Origin of the sequence: Streptomyces kebangsaanensis (genome assembly GCF_001906585.1) — a bacterium.
Classification (GTDB): domain Bacteria; phylum Actinomycetota; class Actinomycetes; order Streptomycetales; family Streptomycetaceae; genus Streptomyces; species Streptomyces kebangsaanensis.
In genome coordinates this window covers 200,308-218,900 of the sequence record NZ_JUJA01000157.1, presented here as the reverse complement: position 1 = coordinate 218,900, position 18,593 = coordinate 200,308, and the positions used below count along the sequence as shown (strand labels likewise).

Below are 18,593 nucleotides of genomic sequence, written 5' to 3'. Positions count from 1 at the left end.
ATCCAGGGGAGGAGCAGGAAGACAGAGGGGCCGAGTGGCGGGCCGGCCGCCACCGGGCAGGATGGGAGCATGAGCGTAGTCAAGATCAACGTACTGACCGTGCCGGCCGAGCAGCGCGAGACGCTGGAGAAGCGCTTCGCCTCCCGGGCCCACGCCGTCGAGAACTCCGACGGGTTCGAGTGGTTCGAGCTCCTGCGCCCCCTCGAGGGCACCGACACCTACCTCGTCTACACGCGCTGGCGTGACGAGGAGTCGTTCCAGGCCTGGATGGAGGGGCCGATGAAGGCCGCGCACCACGGCGCGGGCGCGGGCGGCGGCGAGAGCGGTGCCGAGGGCGGTGCCGAGGGCGGGGAGCGGCCCCGGCCGGCGGCCACGGGCTCCACCCTGTGGTCCTTCGAGGTGGTGCAGCAGGCCGGGCCCGGGGCCGAGAGCGGCGCCTGAGCGACCGTAGTAGGGCCCGGGGGGTCGTGGGGCGGTCGTAGAGGGCCGTAGGGCCGTCGTAGGGAGCCCGTTGCCGGGACGAGGACGCCCCCGGGCCCGTACTTTCCAGTACGGGCCCGGGGGCGTCGAGCGTTCGGCGGTCGGTGCCGTCTACTTCACCGGCTCCGGTTCCGGCTCGCTCTCGCCGGCCACCTCGCCCGCCGGGCCGGCCGGGGTCTTGACGGAGTCCAGCAGCAGCTGGGCGACGTCCACGACCTGGATGGACTCCTTGGCCTTGCCGTCGTTCTTCTTGCCGTTGACCGAGTCGGTGAGCATGACCAGGCAGAACGGGCAGGCGGTGGAGACGATGTCCGGGTTGAGGGCGAGGGCCTCGTCGACGCGCTCGTCGTTGATGCGCTTGCCGATCCGCTCCTCCATCCACATCCGGGCGCCGCCGGCGCCGCAGCAGAAGCCGCGCTCCTTGTGGCGGTGCATCTCCTCGTTGCGCAGGCCGGGGACCTTGCCGATGATCTCGCGCGGGGGCGTGTAGATCTTGTTGTGGCGGCCCAGGTAGCACGGGTCGTGGTAGGTGATGATGCCCTCGACCGGGGTGACCGGGATCAGCCTGCCCTCGTCGACCAGGTGCTGCAGCAGCTGGGTGTGGTGGATGACCTCGTAGTCGCCGCCGAGCTGCGGGTACTCGTTGCCGAGGGTGTTGAGGCAGTGCGGGCAGGTGGCGACGATCTTCTTCGCCGACTTCGGCTTCCGCGACTCCTCGGTGACCTTGCCGTCCTCGTCCGTCTCCTCGCCGAACGCCGTGTTCAGCGCCATGACGTTCTCCATGCCGAGCTCCTGGAACAGGGGCTCGTTGCCCAGGCGGCGGGCGGAGTCGCCGGTGCACTTCTCGTCGCCGCCCATGATCGCGAACTTGACGCCCGCGATGTGCAGCAGCTCCGCGAAGGCCTTGGTGGTCTTCTTCGCGCGGTCCTCCAGGGCGCCGGCGCAGCCGACCCAGTACAGGTACTCGACCTCGGAGAGGTCCTCGATGTCCTTGCCGACGACCGGGACCTCGAAGTCGACCTCCTTGGTCCAGGCCAGGCGCTGCTTCTTGGCCAGGCCCCAGGGGTTGCCCTTCTTCTCCAGGTTCTTGAGCATCGTGCCCGCCTCGGACGGGAACGCGGACTCGATCATGACCTGGTAGCGGCGCATGTCGACGATGTGGTCGATGTGCTCGATGTCGACCGGGCACTGCTCGACGCAGGCGCCGCAGGTGGTGCAGGACCACAGCACGTCCGGGTCGATGACGCCGTTCTCTTCCAGAGTGCCGATCAGCGGCCGTTCGGCCTCCGCCAGCGCCGTCGCCGGGACGTCCTTCAGCTGCTCCTCGGACGCCTTCTCCTCGCCCTCCATGGTCTTGCCGCCGCCGGCCAGCAGGTAGGGCGCCTTGGCGTGCGCGTGGTCGCGCAGGGACATGATCAGCAGCTTCGGCGAGAGCGGCTTGCCGGTGTTCCAGGCCGGGCACTGCGACTGGCAGCGGCCGCACTCGGTGCAGGTGGAGAAGTCCAGCAGGCCCTTCCAGGAGAACTGCTCGACCTGGGAGACGCCGAAGACGTCGTCCTCGCCGGGGTCGGTGAAGTCGATCGGCCTGCCGCCGGACGTCATCGGCTGCAGCGCGCCCAGGGCGGTCCCGCCGGTGGCCTCGCGCTTGAACCAGATGTTCGGGAAGGCCAGGAAGCGGTGCCAGGCCACCCCCATGTCGGTCCTGAGCGAGACCGTGATCATCCAGATGAGGGACGTCCCGATCTTGATCATCGCGACGAAGTAGACCAGGTTCTGCAGCGTGGCCGCGCTCAGCCCCTTGAAGGCGAGGACCAGCGGGTACGAGGCGAAGTACGAGGCCTCGTAGCCGTCCACGTGGTGCAGGGCGCCCTCCAGGCCGCGCAGCACGTAGATGGCCAGGCCGATGGTGAGGATGACGTACTCGACGAAGTACGCCTGCCAGGCGGTGGAGCCCGCGAAGCGGGACTTGCGGCCGGCCCGGGAGGGCAGGCTCAGCAGGCGGATCGCGATCAGTACGGCGATGCCGAGGACCGTCATCACGCCGATGAACTCGATGTACATCTCGAACGGCAGGAAGCCGCCGAGGACCGGCAGTGTCCAGTCGGCCCGGAACAGCTGGCCGTACGCCTGCGCGAGGGTCGGCGGCAGGGTCAGGAACCCGATCGCCACGAACCAGTGGGCGACACCCACGATGCCCCACCGGTTCATACGGGTGTGGCCGAGGAACTCCCGGACCAGGGTCACGCTGCGCTGGTAGGGGTTGTCGGTCCGGGAGCCGGCGGGCACGGGCTGGCCCAGCCTGAAGTACCGGACGAACTGGCCGATGGCGCGGGCGAGCAGCGCGACGCCGACCACGGTCAGGACCAGCGACACGATGATCGCGGCGAGTTGCATGAGGGGCTCCTGAGGCGGCCTCGAAATTACTAAGCGGTAACTTATGCAGTCCGTCTGAGACTACCCCCAATCCTCCGTCGCAATGTAGCCGGGCGCGGGGTGATCTGGGTCGCTGAGGGTCACCTGAAGATCCACCCCTGTTCCGATCGTGTTATTCGCACCCAATCGCCCCATATACCCCTAATTTAAGAACCGTGCTCTACGGGATCGCCACCGCCATCACCGCCCTCCTCCTCGCCGCCGTGCTCTCGGCGCTGCTCCGGGGGCCCGCGCTGCGGCTGGGTCTGGTCGACCGGCGGCGGGTACGGCCGGTGCCGCTGCTGGGCGGCGTGGCCGTGGTGCTCAGCACCTGCCTGGTCGTCGCGGCCGGCGGCTGGACGGGTGCCGCGCCGCTGGGCGACGGGGTGGTCCGGCTGCTCGCCGCGTCCGCCGGGGTCGCCGTCCTGGGGCTGGTCGCGGACCTGTGGCGGCTGAGGACGCCGTTCCTGCTCGTCGGTACGGCGGTCGCGGCGGCCTTCGTGGTGCCGTACGACGAGACCGGGCTGCCTGCCGGGATCGCGGCCGTGGCCTGGATCGCCTGTGTGGCCGCCGCCTTCCGGGGGCTCGACCACGCGGACGGCCTCGCGGGCACGGTCGGGGTGCTCACCGCCTTCGGGGCGGGCGCGTGCGCGGCGGCCGAGGTGATGGACGACCTCGTGGTGCTGCTGAGCGTGCTGGCCGCCGCCCTCACCGGCTTCCTGATGCACAACTGGCATCCCGCGCGGATCGCGTTCGGGGCCAGCGGCTCGCTGTTCACCGGCTTCCTGCTCGCCTCCGCGGCCGTGCTCACCCGGACCGGGTACGCCCCGCTGCCCACCGCGGCCGTGCTGTTCGCGCTCACCGCCACCGCGAGTGCCGACGCCGTCCTCGTCGTCCTCTCGCGCAAGCTGGCCGGGCGTCCCGTGCTGCGCCGCGGTCCGGACCACCTCGCGCACCGGCTGCGCCGCCTCGGGCCGACTCCGCCGGGCGTGACCGTCCTGCTCGGCGCCGGCACCTTCGCCGCGGTGCTCGTCGGGGTGCTGGTGCACTCGGGCTGGGCCGCGCCCAGGAGCGTGCTGTGGGTGGCCGGGGCGAGTCTGGTGGTCGCCCTGGGGCTGCTGCGCGTCCCGGCGTACGGCCCCCGGCGGCCGGCCGGACCGCACGGCGCCCGCGCGCACACCGACCCGCGCGGCACCCGCGCGCCCGCCCGGGTCCCCGGCACCCGGGGCCTTCCCGCCGCCCGAGGCGTCACGCGTGCGCGTACGGAACCGTCCGGTGCCGCACGTGGTGCCGCACGCGCGCGTACGGAACCGCCCGGTGGTGCTCCACGCGCGCGTGCCGGCCTGTCCGGTGGCCCCACGCGCACGCGTGCGGACGTCCCCGGCACCCGCTCCCGCTCCGAGCAGCCCTTCTGGGCCGGCCGGTCCCGGGCCCGGTCCGACGTCTACGACCACGACCACGACTACGACCATGGCCACGAGCACGACTACGACGTCCCGGCCCGGGCAGACGCCCCTGGGTCCGGGCCGGTCCGCGGGGCCCGCGAAGGCCTGAGGGACGGGTGGCCCTACGGCGCCGAAGCCCCTGTTCGCGCTCCCCGTGCCCCCCGCCGTCAACCTCCGTATCCGGCTCCGCCGCCCCAGAAATCCGCATCGCCGCAGGTCAGAGCATTCTTGCGTATAAGAGATGGATAAGAGTTGAGCCGACTAGGCTCAGGTCTGTTGACCCGGCGGTGAGCCTCAGGCACACTTGAGTCCGTTCCACTCAAGTCAGCTGGAGGAATTCACCATGGCACGTGCGGTCGGCATCGACCTGGGCACCACCAACTCCGTCGTCAGCGTTCTGGAGGGCGGCGAGCCCACCGTCATCACCAACGCCGAGGGCGCCAGGACCACGCCGTCCGTCGTCGCCTTCGCCAAGAACGGCGAGGTGCTGGTCGGCGAGGTGGCCAAGCGTCAGGCCGTGACCAACGTCGACAGGACCATCCGGTCGGTCAAGCGCCACATGGGCACCGACTGGAAGATCAACCTCGACGGCAAGGACTTCAACCCGCAGCAGATGAGCGCCTTCGTGCTGCAGAAGCTGAAGCGGGACGCGGAGGCGTACCTGGGCGAGAAGGTGACCGACGCGGTCATCACCGTGCCGGCGTACTTCAACGACGCCGAGCGCCAGGCCACCAAGGAGGCCGGTGAGATCGCCGGTCTGAACGTGCTGCGCATCGTCAACGAGCCGACGGCCGCCGCCCTGGCGTACGGCCTCGACAAGGACGAGCAAATGATCCTCGTCTTCGACCTCGGCGGCGGTACGTTCGACGTCTCGCTGCTGGAGATCGGCGACGGCGTGGTCGAGGTGAAGGCCACCAACGGCGACAACAACCTCGGCGGTGACGACTGGGACCAGCGCGTCGTCGACTACCTGGTCAAGCAGTTCCAGGCCGGCCACGGCGTGGACCTGGCCAAGGACAAGATGGCCCTGCAGCGTCTGCGTGAGGCGGCGGAGAAGGCCAAGATCGAGCTGTCCTCGTCCACCGAGACCACGATCAACCTGCCCTACATCACCGCGTCCGCCGAGGGCCCGCTGCACCTGGACGAGAAGCTCACCCGCGCCCAGTTCCAGCAGCTGACGGCCGACCTGCTCGAGCGCTGCAAGACGCCGTTCCACAACGTCATCAAGGACGCCGGCGTCTCCGTCAACGACATCGACCACATCGTGCTCGTCGGTGGTTCCACCCGTATGCCCGCGGTCGCCGAGCTCGTCAAGGAGCTGACCGGCGGCAAGGAGGCCAACAAGGGTGTGAACCCGGACGAGGTCGTCGCCATCGGCGCCTCGCTCCAGGCCGGTGTCCTCAAGGGCGAGGTCAAGGACGTCCTGCTGCTCGACGTCACCCCGCTGTCCCTCGGCATCGAGACCAAGGGCGGCATCATGACCAAGCTGATCGAGCGCAACACCACGATCCCGACCAAGCGCTCGGAGATCTTCACCACGGCCGAGGACAACCAGCCGTCGGTGCAGATCCAGGTCTACCAGGGCGAGCGCGAGATCGCGGCCTACAACAAGAAGCTCGGCATGTTCGAGCTGACCGGTCTGCCCCCGGCGCCGCGCGGCGTCCCGCAGATCGAGGTCTCCTTCGACATCGACGCCAACGGCATCATGCACGTCACGGCGAAGGACCTCGGCACCGGCAAGGAGCAGAAGATGACCGTCACCGGCGGCTCCTCGCTCCCGAAGGAAGAGGTCGACCGCATGCGCGAGGAGGCCGAGCGCTACGCGGAGGAGGACCACAAGCGCCGCGAGGCCGCCGAGGTCCGCAACCAGGGCGAGCAGCTCGTCTACCAGACCGAGAAGTTCCTCAAGGACAACGAGGACAAGGTCCCCGGCGAGATCAAGACCGAGGTGGAGTCCGCCGTCGCCGAGCTGAAGGAGAAGCTCAAGGGCGAGGACAGTGCCGAGATCCGTACCGCCACCGAGAAGGTCGCGGCCGTCTCCCAGAAGCTCGGCCAGGCCATGTACGCCGACGCCCAGGCCGGACAGGCCGCGGGTGGTGCCGGTGCCGGCCAGGCCAAGGCCGACGACGACGTGGTCGACGCCGAGATCGTCGACGACGAGCGCAAGGACGGTGCGGCGTGACGGAGGAGACCCCCGGCTTCGAGGAACACCAGCCGCAGCCTCCACCGCAGCAGTCCGACGCCACCCCCGGCACGCCCGAGGAGGCCGAGCCGCAGGCCGACGCCGCCCAGGACAAGGACGCGGCCCAGCCCGCGGAGACGGACCGGGCGGCCGGGCTGACGGCCCAGCTGGACCAGGCCCGTTCGGCACTGAACGAGCGCACGGTGGACCTGCAGCGGCTGCAGGCCGAGTACCAGAACTACCGGCGCCGGGTCGAGCGCGACCGGATCGCGGTACGGGAGATCGCCGTGGTGAATCTCCTGTCCGAGCTCCTGCCCGTGCTCGACGACATCGGACGCGCGCGGGAGCACGGCGAACTGGTGGGCGGTTTCAAGTCCGTCGCCGAGTCGCTGGAGACCGTGGTGGCGAAGATGGGCCTGCAGCAGTACGGCAAGGAGGGCGAGCCCTTCGACCCGACGATCCACGAGGCCCTGATGCACTCCTACGCGCCGGACGTCACCGAGACGACGTGCGTGACGATTCTGCAGCCCGGGTACCGGATCGGCGAGCGCACCATCCGCCCCGCGCGGGTGGCCGTGGCCGAGCCCCAGCCGGGCGCGCAGACGGTCAAGCCGACCGAGGAGTCCGGCGAGGCCCAGGCCGCCGAGCAGGGCGAGGACAAGGAGAACGGTGGCCCGGAGGAGGGCTGACGCGACAGCGAACGACATACGGGACGCACGAGAGGAGGGACGTCGGGGATGAGCACCAAGGACTTCATCGAGAAGGACTACTACAAGGTCCTCGGCGTCCCTAAGGACGCCACCGAGGCCGAGATCAAGAAGGCGTACCGGAAACTCGCCCGCGAGTTCCACCCGGACGCCAACAAGGGCAACCTCAGGGCCGAGGAGCGCTTCAAGGAGATCTCCGAGGCGAACGACGTGCTCGGCGACCCCAAGAAGCGCAAGGAGTACGACGAGGCCCGCGCCCTGTTCGGCAACGGCGGCTTCCGCCCCGGGCCGGGCGCCGGCGGCTCCTTCAACTTCGACCTGGGCGACCTCTTCGGCGGGGGCGCCCAGGGGGGCGGGGGCGGCAGCTTCGGCGGCGGCCTCGGGGACGTCTTCGGGGGCCTGTTCAACCGGGGCGGCGCGGGTGCGGGCACGCGCACCCAGCCCAGGCGCGGCCAGGACATCGAGTCCGAGGTCACGCTGAGCTTCACGGAGGCCATCGAGGGCGCCACGGTGCCGCTGCGGATGTCCAGCCAGCAGCCGTGCAAGGCCTGTTCGGGCACCGGCGACAAGAACGGCACACCGCGCGTGTGCCCGACCTGCGTCGGCACCGGGCAGGTGGCGCGCGGCTCGGGCGGCGGCTTCTCGCTGACCGACCCGTGCCCCGACTGCAAGGGCCGCGGGCTGATCGCGGAGAACCCCTGCGACATCTGCACGGGCTCCGGGCGGGCCAAGTCGTCCCGGACGATGCAGGTGCGCATCCCCGCGGGCGTCGGCGACGGGCAGCGCATCCGGCTGCGCGGCAAGGGCGCTCCGGGCGAACGCGGCGGACCGGCGGGCGACCTGTACGTGGTGGTGCACGTCGGCGAGCACCCGGTGTTCGGCCGCAAGGGCGACAACCTCACCGTCACCGTGCCGGTCACGTATCCCGAGGCGGCCCTCGGCGGCGAGATCCGGGTGCCCACCCTGGGCGGGCCGCCGGTGACGCTGAAACTGCCCCCCGGTACACCGAACGGCCGTACGATGCGAGCCCGCGGCAAGGGCGCGGTCCGCAAGGACGGCAGCCGCGGCGACCTGTTGGTCACCGTGGAGGTGAGTGTCCCCAAGGACCTGTCGGGGAAGGCTCGTGACGCGCTCGAGGCGTATCGCGAGGCCACCGCCGGCGAGGACCCGCGGGCGAAGCTGTTCGAGGCCGCGAAGGGAGCATGAGATGGACGGCCGCCGTCGCAACCCGTACGAACTGACGGAAGACACACCGGTGTACGTCATCTCGGTGGCCGCCCAGCTGTCCGGACTGCACCCGCAGACGCTCCGTCAGTACGACCGGCTGGGCCTGGTGTCCCCCGACCGCACCGCCGGGCGGGGCCGCCGCTACTCGGCCCGCGACATCGAACTGCTCCGCCAGGTGCAGCAGTTGTCGCAGGACGAGGGCATCAACCTGGCCGGCATCAAGCGGATCATCGAACTGGAGAACCAGGTCACCGCCCTGCAGTCCCGCATCGCGGAGCTGCAGGCGGCCCTGGACGGCGCGGCGGCCACCATGCGACAGCGCGAGGCCGCCGTACACGCCTCCTACCGCCGGGACCTGGTCCCCTACCAGGAGGTCCAGCAGACCAGCGCGCTGGTGGTGTGGCGCCCGAAGCGGCAGCAGCCGGAGTAGTGCCACCCCGCACTCGAGGGGCCCGGAGGTCACAAGCCTCCGGGCCCCTTCGTGTTTTCCATCCGCTCCGGCATCGGTGCAACAACCTGACCACCGCTTGCATCAACATGCCACCGCTTTCTGTGGAGTACGCCCGGCAACACTGAGAAAATCTTCGTGCAGAGGGAAATCGAGGGGGAAGCATGAAGATGAATTCTCATTCGCATGTCGCCGGCCGCATGGCCCGCTTGGGTGTGGTGGCCGGTGCCGCTCTGCTGATCGGGGGATCGCCGATGACGGCCGGCAACGCCTTCGCGGCGGACCAGGAAACAGCTGTGCGGCATTCCACGGAGACGGTCGGCGAGCGGCTTTCTGAAAAGACCCGGCAGTTGGTCGACGACGTCGAGGACGTGCTTTCCCGGCTTCCGAGCCCTGTCAACGGCTGGCAGTGACCGGACAGCCGACTCGTCGAGGTCTGTGAGGGGTTGTGGAGAACAACAGTGCGGCGACGTTCAAGCCGCGAGATCTGGACGAGGTGCCGTCAGTGGACGCGTTGCTCGTCGGACTGGGAACGGGGCCGTTCGTCCGGGACTCCCTGACGGCACCGGTCGGGCGCAACGACTCCTGGGCGGGCACCACCGTCGGTGGACGCAAGGTCTTCGTCAAACACCTGATCGGACCTGCCGCCGACGTCCAGGCGCGTATGCGGCGCCTGCTGTCCTTCGAGTGCTTCGCCGAGGGGCTGCCGACGGCGGCGCTGCGCGGCCCGGCGTTCCTGGGCGCCGACGAGGAGGCGGCCCTGGTCGCCTACGACCTCGTCGAAGACGCGCGCAGCGGGGCGGAGCTGATGATCGAGGAGAGCTTCGGACCCGAGCTGGCCGAGCGTGTCGGGCAGGCCATCGGATTGCTGCACGAGGCGCCCGTCGGCGATTCCGACGCGCTCGACCGGTCCTGGCCCCCGCATCCCCCGGAGGGCTTCCTGCAGGGGCTGCCACTGCCGGTCTTCGAGTCGCTGAGCTTCGCCGAGCTCCAGGGCTGGCGGCTGATGCAGTCCGACGACGCCCTGACCAGGGCCATTGGGGAGCTGCGTGCCAGGGAGCGCGAAGCACCCCGGGTGCCGTCCCACTGCGACCTGCGCGTCGACCAGTTCCTGGTGCGGGGCGCGGACTTCCTGGTGACGGACTGGGAGGAGTTCCGGCTGGCGGACCCGGCCCGTGACGTCGGTGCGTTCGCCGGGGAGTGGCTGCATCGCTCGGTTCTGGACATCGTCACCACCCGCGGCGACTCGGTCTTCCAGGACATCGAACTGACGCACGAGACGGTGCTCAGTCGCGGTGTGGAGAAGATGCAGCGTCTGCTGCCCCTGGTGACCGCTTTCTGGCGCGGCTACCGGCAGTCGCGTCCCGTGGTCGACGGCCAACTGGCCACGAGGGCCACCGCCTATGCCGGGTGGCACCTGCTGGACCGGCTGATGGCCGGCGCGTCCCGGACGTCGAGGCTCTCCGGCATCGAACGGGCAGCGGCCGGCATCGGGCGGGCCGCGCTCATCAATCCGGAGAGGTTCGTGACCACGCTCGGCTTCACGGACCCCGTCGCAGCCCATGGGGTGGCCGCATGATCCAGGCACCGGAACAGACTGTTCCCGGCACACTGCCCGCACGGCTGTGGGAGGCCCTCGGCCAGGTGACCGTCGCCGACGACGGCACCCGGGCCCGGACGGCGGGCCGGGAGATCGAGGCGGACAGCCCCCGCGAGATGCGCCGGCTGCTGGCCGAGGCCCTGTACGACGTCCTGCATGCCGGGCAGTTCGTGGAGAAGAGCCGGTTGTCCTTCCGCCTGCGGGACGAGGCCTTCGAACGCGTCCTCGGCGCGGCCGTCCCGCACGAGCGGAGCGTAGCCCGCGCCCGGCTGCATGTCCCTCCGCACGACGATGGTCCCGACGGGCGCGCCCTGGTCGAACGGGACGGCGTGCGGGTGTGGGTACCGGCGCACGTCATCCGGCAGGGCGGCGAACTCACCGCGGGGCAAGTGGTGACCCTGGACGTCCCCGCACGCCGGCCCGCCCTGTCGCCCGGGTTCTTCGTGGTGGACGGCTCGCTGCCGCGCAGCCCGCACCGGGAGGTCCTGCGCGTGTATGTCCACATCACGCGGTGGCAGGACGCCGCTGCGGTCTGGGCCCGGACCCTCGGTCATCTGGAGGAGCACGGGGTCGCGTACCGCTCGAAGGTCCTGTCCGCCAAGGCGCTGTATCCCCGATGGGATGCCCTGGTCGTCTACCTGGGGCAGGAGTCCTGGCCCGAAGTGTCCGGACTCACCATGGCGTTGCGGGGGACGCCCGGTATCGGGAGCGAGACGTCCGTCTTCGCCGAGCCTGTGGCGCCCGGCATCGCGGTCGCCCGGGAACCGGAGGACGACCGCCCCGGGATGTCCGGTCTGAGTTTCGGCCAGCACCGGGCCACCGTCCTGGCCCATGCCCTGCTTGACAGCGCGGCCGATGCCACGGCCCTGGAGCGCAACGTCGTGGCCCGCTTCACCGAGGCAGGCATCGACCCCCGCCGTCCGGCGCGGAACAGCGCCCCGCCCGAACATTCTGCGGTGCCTGCCGGCCTGCGGGGTCCGGGTCCCGTGCCCGCCTGACCACGGCACCGCATGGACGTCGACGAGCCGACCTGCTGACCCGTCCCGAAAGAACCGAGGGACCCTCTGATTTCCGCCCCCCTTCTCCGCATGCTCCGGGCACTCCTGCGAGAAAACGCGTACGGAGTCACGGAACGTTCGGAATGGATGGACGGCGGAATGCAGGAAATCGCGAAACGCGATTCTGGAAAAGAGCAGAAACGAAAATGGAGAGGGAGAGAATCATGGACAAGTCCATGGCCATCATGGAGCTCGTTTCGAACTACGACGCGTACGCGGATGTCGACGAGCTGAACATCACGGCGGCGGCCGACGCGCCCGCCACCACCCCGGTCTGCGCGGCCAGCGTCGCCAGCTCCAGCTGGTGCGCCGCGTCGGCGAGCGCGGTCAGCGGTGCCACCTACGAGCTGACCTGCTGACCCGCCCCTGACCCTGCCGACGCATGTCGGCAGTGCTCCGTAGGGAGCGCATGAAGAGAGGGAGAACCCATGGAGAAGACCACCGCGATCATGGAGCTGCTGGCCGGTTACGAGGCCTACAGCGACGCTCGTGAGCTGAACGTGACGGCCGCTGCCGAGGCGCCCGCCACTTCGCCCGCCTGCATCGCCAGCGCCACCGCCAGCTTCGTCGCCAGCCAGTTCTCGGCCAAGACGGTCGCGGGCGGCTGCTGATCGCAGCTCGTCGGCCGGCCGTGGAACGTCCTCGTTGCTGCGGCCGGCCGTCCGGCGGTCCTGTCCCTCCGGCTCCTCCCTCCCCTTCATGTCCCCCTTCGACCAGGGGCAACCCGTTCACTCGCGCACCAGATGGGAACCGACCGATGGCGCAACAACCGGACCGCGGAGATCTGCTGGAGATGGCGGACCTCCTCACACCCGCCGCGATTCGTGCCGCCGCCACCCTGCGTGTCGCGGACCGTCTCGGTGCCGGAGCCGACGACGTGGTGAAACTGGCGGAGCTCACCGGCACCCGTGCGGACCTGCTGGAACTGCTGCTGCGTCACCTCGTGGACAAGGGCGTGCTGACCCAGGACGACGACGGCACCTTCGCCGTCACCGAACTCGGCGCCCGGCTGCGTGAGGACCACCCGGCGAGCCTGCGCGCCCACTTGGCCCAGGACGGCCTGTACGGGAGGGCCGACCTGGCGCTGGTCGACCTCCTGCATACGCTGCGCACCGGCGAGCCGGCCCACGGTGCCGTCTTCGGGCGCGGCTACTGGGAGACCGTCAACGAGGACCCGGCCTTCGTCGAGGCGCTGGAGCGGAGCGAGGCACGGCCGCAGCTCGGCTGGGGCGCGGAGCTGATCTTCGACACCTACGACTGGCAGCAGGTCCGGCGGGTGGTCGACGTCGGTGGTCACAGCGGTGCCATCCTCATGGAACTGCTGCACCGGCAGCCCCGACTGCATGGCACATTGGTCGACCTCAAGAACGCGGCCGAGGTCGCCGGTCGCCGGTTCGCTGCCGCCGGACTGGGGGACCGTGCCGAGGCAGTGGTCGGCAGCTTCTTCGATCCGCTGCCCGCGGGTGGCGACGTCTACCTGCTGTCGGCCATCCTCGCCGACTGGTCCGACGAGCAGGCGGTCGCGATCCTGCGCCGCTGCGCCGAGGCAGCCGGGCCGGCCGGCAAGGTCCTCGTCGCCGAGGTGAACCTCCAGGTCGCGCGGGAAACGCCCGGGTCGGCGGCGCTGGAACTGTGGCTGCGGGCCACGATGCCCGCCCCGGTGCGCACCGTCGAGCAGGTGAAGGCCCTCGCCGGGGCCGCGGGTCTGCGCCCCACCTGGGAGGGACCGGTGACCTCCGTGCGTTCCATCCTGGAGTTCACGCCGTGCTGAGCTTCGACGGAGTGCGCAAGAGCTTCGGCGGACGGCGCGTCCTGGACGACCTGACCTTCGACGTACGGCCCGGCGAACTGTTCGGGTTCTGCGGGGCGAACGGCGCGGGCAAGACCACCGCCATGCGGATCGCGCTCGGCGTGGTCGGCGCCGACGCGGGAGCGGTGCGCTGGAACGGCGCCGAGGTGGACGCCCACTCCCGCCGGCTCTTCGGCTACATGCCGGAGGAGCGGGGGCTGTACGCCAAGATGACACCGCTCGACCAACTCGTCTACTTCGCGCGGCTGAGCGGCGTCCGGCCCCGGGAGGCCAGGCGCCGCGCCGCCGAGTGGATCGAACGTCTCGGCGTGGTGGCCGGCCCCAAGGACCATGTGGAGAAGCTGTCCCTCGGCAACCAGCAGAAGGTCCAGCTCATTGCGGCACTCATCCACGATCCGGCAGTCCTGGTCCTGGACGAACCGTTCTCGGGGCTCGATCCGGTCGCCGTGGACGCCATGGCCGGTGTGCTGCTCCAGTGCGCCCGTGAGGGAGTGCCGGTCGTCTTCTCCAGCCACCAACTGGAGCTGGTGGAGCGGCTGTGCCACCGGGTCGGGATCCTGCGCGGCGGTCGGCTGGTGGCCGAGGGAACGGTGAGCGAGCTGCGCCGCGCCGCCGGCCCGAGCCGGGTGCGCATCTCGGTGCGGGACGTGTCCCCGGCGTGGGCCAGGAGCCTGACCGGTACGCGGGTGCTGGCGGAGGAGGACGGGCTGACCGTCCTGGAGCTGGAGTCCGACCGGGCGGCCCAGGACGTCCTGGCCACGGCGCAGGCGGCGGGACGGGTGGAGTTCTTCGGCCGGCAGGAGGCCGGCCTCGGTGACATCTTCCGAGAGGCGGTGGGCACGTGAAGCGGCGTGCCGACCTGGAACTGATCCGAGTCGTCGCCGCCCGGGAGATCGTCCGGCAGCTGCGCAACAAGGCCTTCTGGGCCTCGGTGATCGTGACCACCGCGATGATGGCCCTCTCCTTCGCCCTCACCGGCGTACTGAAGGGCGACGGCGATGGTCCTCCCGCGGTGGGAGTCGTGGGGGATCGGAGCACGGTCGCCGCGGCGCTACGCACCGACGTCACGGTGAAGGAGTACCCGGACGCGGGCGCCGCCCGTACGGCTGTACGCGACGAGCAGGTGGACGCCGCGGTGTTGCCCGGCGGCGAGGTGCTGGTGCTGCGGAGGCTGGACGCGGATCTGGGCCGTGTGATCCGGCAGGCAGAACAGACCGCCGCCCACATCGAGCAGTTGGAGGCGCTCGGTGCCCGACCCGGGCAGACCGCACGGGCGCTCACGCCGCCTGCCCTGCGCGTCAGCGCCCTCGACGTGGATGCGGCCGCGGCGCAGGAACGGACGATGACCGCCGGGATCGGTGTGTTCCTGCTGTTCGTCCTGATGCTGCTGTCCGGACTGGGCATCGCTCAGGGGGTTGCGGAGGAGAAGTCGAGCCGCATCGTCGAGGTGCTGCTGGCCAAGGTCCGCGCCTGGCATCTGCTGACGGGCAAGATTGCCGGCCTGGGCGCCGCGGCCCTGGTCCAGATACTGCTGATGACGATCGCGACCCTGGGAGCCGCGATCGGGTTCGGGGTGCTGACCGCGCCGCTGGGCGCCATCGGCACCGCCGCCAACCTGCTGCTGTGGTTCGTGCCGGGCTACGTCCTGTTCGTGACCCTCTATGCGGTGGCGGGCGCGCTGGTCTCCCGGCAGGAGGACGTCAACCACGTCATCGGGCCGGTGAACATGCTTCAGATGCTGAGCCTGACCGGGCCCGCCCTGGCGGTCCGCGGAGGCGCGGACGACTCGCTGCTGACGGTCGTCTCCCTGGTCCCCGGCCTGTCCTGGGCCGCGATGCCGGTGCGCATGGCGGCCACCGAGGTGCCGTGGTGGCAGGTGGGAGCGGCGTTTGCGCTGATGCTGGCGGCGATCGCCGTCCTCATCCGGGTCGGTGGCCGGGTCTACCAGGGCGGCCTGCTCAGGTACGGCGGAATCGTCAAGGTCGGGGAGGCACTGCGCGGTGCGGCGCACTGAGAGCTGGTCCGAGAGCTCGTCAGGGAGGGAAACCGGACATGGGGCACATGGGGAAAGATCACGCGGTCACGCACGCCGAGGAGGGGCGGCGGTTGCACCTCCTGCATGAGCTGACCCGGGGCAGGGGGGTGCAGGTCGGTGTCATCGTCCTGCTCGCGCTGGCTTCCACCGGAGCGACACTGGCACTGCCGATGGTGGTGGGCCGGCTGCTGGCCGTCATCCAGAGGGGAGACAGCCCGGTCTGGTGGGTGGTGGCCATGGTCGCGGCCGGCTTCGGCTCGGCTGCCGCGGGCGCGCTGGCCACGTACCTGCTGAGCGGGATGGGACGACGGCTGATCCTCGGTCTGCGCATCCGCACCATGCGGCATTCCCTGGAACTCAGGCTGCGCGACGCCCACGCGGAGGGGCCCGGCAACCTCGTCTCGCGCCTGACCGCCGACGCCGCCATGGTCAAGAACCTCATCGACATCGGGCCGATCCAGCTGCCGATGGCCGGAGTCACGGTCCTGGGCACGCTGGTGATCATGGGGCTGCTCGACTGGGTCCTGTTGTTGATCACCGTGGCGGCCTTCCTGGTCGCCGTCGGGCTCATCACGCTGGTGGTCAAGGGTCTGCGCCGCACCTACACGGCCGTCCAGGGCGAGGTCGGGGCACTCGCGCAGCACTTCGTCGCCGCACTCGGCGCGCTGACCATCATCAAGGCCTACCGCGCGGAGAAGACTGTGGGCGACCGGCTGGCCGAGCGTGCCGGCCGGGTGGCGGAGCTGGAGGCCGTGGCGGCCCGCATGGAGTCGCTGATGGTCCCGATCATCACCCTCGGCCAGCAGGTGGCCCTGGTCAGCGTGGTGATCGGAGGTGGCAGCAGGATGATGCACGGTCACCTCAGTCTGGCCGGCTTCGTCTCCTTCCTGCTGTACCTCCTCCAGCTCACCGCACCTCTGATCATGGCGGCTTCGGGTGTGAGCGGACTGCAGACGGGCCTGGTGTCGCGCAAGCGGTTCGACGCCCTGTTCGCGTTGCCGACGGAGACGTCGGCCCGTGCCGCCACGGCCACCGGCTCACGGTCCGCCGCCGTTCCCGACGGGCGGCCGGGGACTCGGTCCCCCGCCGCCGTGCGCTTCGAGAAGGTCGGATTCGGCTACGGTGAGCACCCGGTCCTGCGGGATGCCGACCTGACGGTCCCGGCGAACGGCCTCACCGCCCTCGTCGGCCTGTCGGGATCGGGCAAGACCACGGCGCTGGGCCTGATCGAGGGCTTCATGGATCCGGACAGCGGCCGTGTCGAGGTGCTGGGCCGGGACCTGGCCGACTGGCCGCTCGCCGACCTGCGCGGCCGGATCGCCTATGTGGACCAGCCGTGCACGCTGCTGCAGGACACCGTCCGGGAGAACCTGCTGCTGGGACACGAGGGGAAGCCGGCCGACGCGGCCCTCATGACCGCCCTCGACCGGGTCGGTCTCGGGGAGGAGATCCGCCGCCTGCCGCAGGGCCTGGACACGACCCTGGGCGGTGCGACCGACCTCTCCGGCGGCCAGCGGCAGCGCCTGGCGCTGGCGCGGGCCGTGCTGGCAGGCGCACCGCTGGTGCTGCTCGACGAGCCGTCCTCGCACCTGGACTCCGTCAACGAGCAGAAGCTGCGGGACGTCGTGGACGAACTGGCCGCCGACCGCGCCGTTCTGGTTGTCGCCCACCGCATCTCCACGGTCCAGCACGCCGACCACGTGATCGTGCTCGACGCCGGCCGGGTCGTCGACCAGGGGACTCACCGGGCCCTCCTCGAGCGCTGCCCCGACTACGCCGGCCTGGTGAGCGGTCAGACACTCAGCACCGCGTCCCGATGAGACCCGTACCGACGACCCCGGCCGGCGGCCGGCGGCCGAGACAGGCCAGGAGCGGCCCAGTGACCCAGCGATCAACGACCACGTACTCGATCCTCATGCCCTTCGCCCCGCCGCGGCCGGAGCTGATCCTGCCGTACGCCGCGCTCACCCAATGGAGCGGAGCCCACCGGTTGTGGCAGGGCCAGGCCATGCTCAACCAGCCGCATCAGGCGTTCGCGTACGCCGCCGCGTCCGGGTTCCGGGTTCCGGTCGGACTGGGCGTGACCCTCATGCCGTTCACGCACCCCTACGAGGCGGCGCTGCAGGCGCAGTCGGTCGCGGCGGCGACCGGCCATCCCGTCGTGGCGGGCTTCGGACCGGGCGCGGCGGTGCTGCAGCGCAGCATGTGCGGTGCCCCCTACCGCAGTCCGCTGACCGCGTCGCGCGAATACATCACGGCCGTACGCGGCCTGCTGGCCGGTGAGTCGGTCGCACAGGACGGTACGTACTTCACTTGCCACGGCAGACTGCTGCCGGTGCCGCGGCCGCCCATCGAAGTGGGACTCGGGGTGCTGCGCCCCCGGATGGCCCGGCTGGCGGGCGAGGTGGCCGACACGGCCATCACCTGGCTCACGCCCGCCGCCTACCTGCGCGACACCATCGTTCCCGCGCTGCGCGAGGGCGCCGAGGCCGCGGGGCGCGAGGTGCCCCGGCTGGTGTCCATCGTCCCGGTCGCCCTGGCCGGACCGGACCGGCACCCGGCCGCCCTGGCTCTGGCAAGCAACATCGGCCACCTCCGGCTGCCGCATTACGTCGACATGCTGCGTCGCTCCGGCATCAGCACGGATGGCTCCGACCCCGCCGCCGGCGCCGCCGCCCTGGTCGCGGGGCGGGCCTTCCTGTACGGGGAGCCGAAGGCACTCGCCGAGGAACTCGCGGCGTTCGGCGAGGCGGGAGTCGACGAGATCGTGCTGAACGTGACGGGAGTGAACGGCACGTATGGCGGCCAGACCGCGCTGCGCGAGCTGGAGACGATCCTCGCGGAGGTGACGTCGTGACGGATCGACGCCTTCCGGGGGACCCGGTCCCGGGCACCCCGCCACCGGTGCCGGGCGCCGCGTCGCGGGGCCCGGGCGGCCCGTTGCCCGTACCGGGAGTCCAGGCACCGGTCACCGGGCCTCCCGCGCTGAACGTCGAGCGGCTGCTGGTGGTCACCACCGGTTCCGCGTTCGCGACCGGGATGCCGTACTGGGTGGACTGGCTGCGCCTGTCCTACCCCGGGCTGGCGATCCGGCTCGTACTCACCCGCAGCGCCCGGCGTTTCGTCACCCGGCAGGCGCTGGCCGGCCGGCTGCACCGGGACGGCGAGGTGCTGCTCGACGAGTGGCCC

The 18,593-nt window shown here is 70.9% G+C and carries 17 protein-coding genes and 1 pseudogene; 17 read left to right on the top strand and 1 reads right to left on the bottom strand.

What is annotated here, in order from left to right; all coding sequences use genetic code 11:
• Positions 1-69: 69 nt before the first annotated feature.
• Positions 70-441: an antibiotic biosynthesis monooxygenase family protein gene (locus tag RH94_RS28160; protein ID WP_073951135.1), complete on the top strand. Its 372-nt coding sequence runs from the start codon at positions 70-72 to the stop codon at positions 439-441.
• 150 nt (positions 442-591) lie between these two features.
• Here RH94_RS28160 and RH94_RS28155 read toward each other — a convergent pair whose 3' ends face one another.
• Complete coding sequence (locus RH94_RS28155; RefSeq protein WP_073951133.1) at positions 592-2,874, bottom strand: (Fe-S)-binding protein; 2,283 nt, start codon at positions 2,872-2,874, stop codon at positions 592-594.
• 194 nt (positions 2,875-3,068) lie between these two features.
• Here RH94_RS28155 and RH94_RS28150 point away from each other — a divergent pair, with 194 nt between their 5' ends.
• The 16 genes and pseudogenes from RH94_RS28150 to RH94_RS44840 all read left to right on the top strand — a co-directional run.
• A complete protein-coding gene (locus tag RH94_RS28150) occupies positions 3,069-4,586 on the top strand; it encodes an MraY family glycosyltransferase (RefSeq protein ID WP_073951131.1) in 1,518 nt (505 codons plus the stop codon).
• Between the two features lie 94 nt (positions 4,587-4,680).
• Entirely contained in the window at positions 4,681-6,519 is a 1,839-nt protein-coding gene (gene dnaK, locus RH94_RS28145) for a molecular chaperone DnaK (RefSeq protein WP_073951129.1), read from the top strand.
• Positions 6,516-7,208: a nucleotide exchange factor GrpE gene (grpE, locus tag RH94_RS28140; RefSeq protein ID WP_073951127.1), complete on the top strand. Its 693-nt coding sequence runs from the start codon at positions 6,516-6,518 to the stop codon at positions 7,206-7,208. The genes dnaK and grpE overlap by 4 nt, the downstream gene beginning before the upstream one ends.
• Positions 7,209-7,256: 48 nt before the next feature.
• Positions 7,257-8,432 (top strand): molecular chaperone DnaJ, encoded by a 1,176-nt coding sequence (dnaJ, locus tag RH94_RS28135; protein WP_073951125.1) that lies wholly within the window; start codon positions 7,257-7,259, stop codon positions 8,430-8,432.
• A gap of 1 nt (position 8,433) precedes the next feature.
• Positions 8,434-8,883 (top strand): heat shock protein transcriptional repressor HspR, encoded by a 450-nt coding sequence (locus tag RH94_RS28130; RefSeq protein ID WP_073951123.1) that lies wholly within the window; start codon positions 8,434-8,436, stop codon positions 8,881-8,883.
• A gap of 182 nt (positions 8,884-9,065) precedes the next feature.
• Positions 9,066-9,314 carry a hypothetical protein gene (locus tag RH94_RS28125; RefSeq protein WP_143204084.1) on the top strand — a complete coding sequence of 83 codons (249 nt, stop codon included), beginning with the start codon at positions 9,066-9,068 and terminating at the stop codon, positions 9,312-9,314.
• 35 nt (positions 9,315-9,349) lie between these two features.
• Positions 9,350-10,480, top strand: coding sequence for a class V lanthionine synthetase subunit LxmK (lxmK, locus tag RH94_RS28120; RefSeq protein ID WP_073951096.1), 1,131 nt, complete (start codon positions 9,350-9,352; stop codon positions 10,478-10,480).
• Positions 10,477-11,499, top strand: coding sequence for a T3SS effector HopA1 family protein (locus RH94_RS28115; RefSeq protein ID WP_079189213.1), 1,023 nt, complete (start codon positions 10,477-10,479; stop codon positions 11,497-11,499). Before lxmK ends, RH94_RS28115 begins: the two co-directional genes overlap by 4 nt.
• A 224-nt stretch (positions 11,500-11,723) precedes the next feature.
• Positions 11,724-11,918: an LxmA leader domain family RiPP gene (locus RH94_RS28110; RefSeq protein ID WP_073951094.1), complete on the top strand. Its 195-nt coding sequence runs from the start codon at positions 11,724-11,726 to the stop codon at positions 11,916-11,918.
• A gap of 69 nt (positions 11,919-11,987) precedes the next feature.
• Positions 11,988-12,170, top strand: coding sequence for an LxmA leader domain family RiPP (locus RH94_RS28105; protein ID WP_073951092.1), 183 nt, complete (start codon positions 11,988-11,990; stop codon positions 12,168-12,170).
• A gap of 146 nt (positions 12,171-12,316) precedes the next feature.
• Positions 12,317-13,330 carry a methyltransferase gene (locus RH94_RS28100; RefSeq protein WP_073951090.1) on the top strand — a complete coding sequence of 338 codons (1,014 nt, stop codon included), beginning with the start codon at positions 12,317-12,319 and terminating at the stop codon, positions 13,328-13,330.
• Entirely contained in the window at positions 13,324-14,214 is an 891-nt protein-coding gene (locus tag RH94_RS28095; RefSeq protein ID WP_073951088.1) for an ABC transporter ATP-binding protein, read from the top strand. Before RH94_RS28100 ends, RH94_RS28095 begins: the two co-directional genes overlap by 7 nt.
• Complete coding sequence (locus RH94_RS28090) at positions 14,211-15,383, top strand: ABC transporter permease (RefSeq protein WP_073951086.1); 1,173 nt, start codon at positions 14,211-14,213, stop codon at positions 15,381-15,383. Before RH94_RS28095 ends, RH94_RS28090 begins: the two co-directional genes overlap by 4 nt.
• 38 nt (positions 15,384-15,421) lie before the next feature.
• Positions 15,422-17,224 carry an ABC transporter ATP-binding protein gene (locus RH94_RS28085; protein ID WP_073951084.1) on the top strand — a complete coding sequence of 601 codons (1,803 nt, stop codon included), beginning with the start codon at positions 15,422-15,424 and terminating at the stop codon, positions 17,222-17,224.
• Positions 17,225-17,319: 95 nt separating this feature from the next.
• Positions 17,320-18,261 carry an LLM class flavin-dependent oxidoreductase gene (locus RH94_RS28080; RefSeq protein WP_073951235.1) on the top strand — a complete coding sequence of 314 codons (942 nt, stop codon included), beginning with the start codon at positions 17,320-17,322 and terminating at the stop codon, positions 18,259-18,261.
• A 182-nt stretch (positions 18,262-18,443) separates the two neighbouring features.
• Positions 18,444-18,593: pseudogene (locus RH94_RS44840) on the top strand (flavoprotein); the annotation flags it as partial.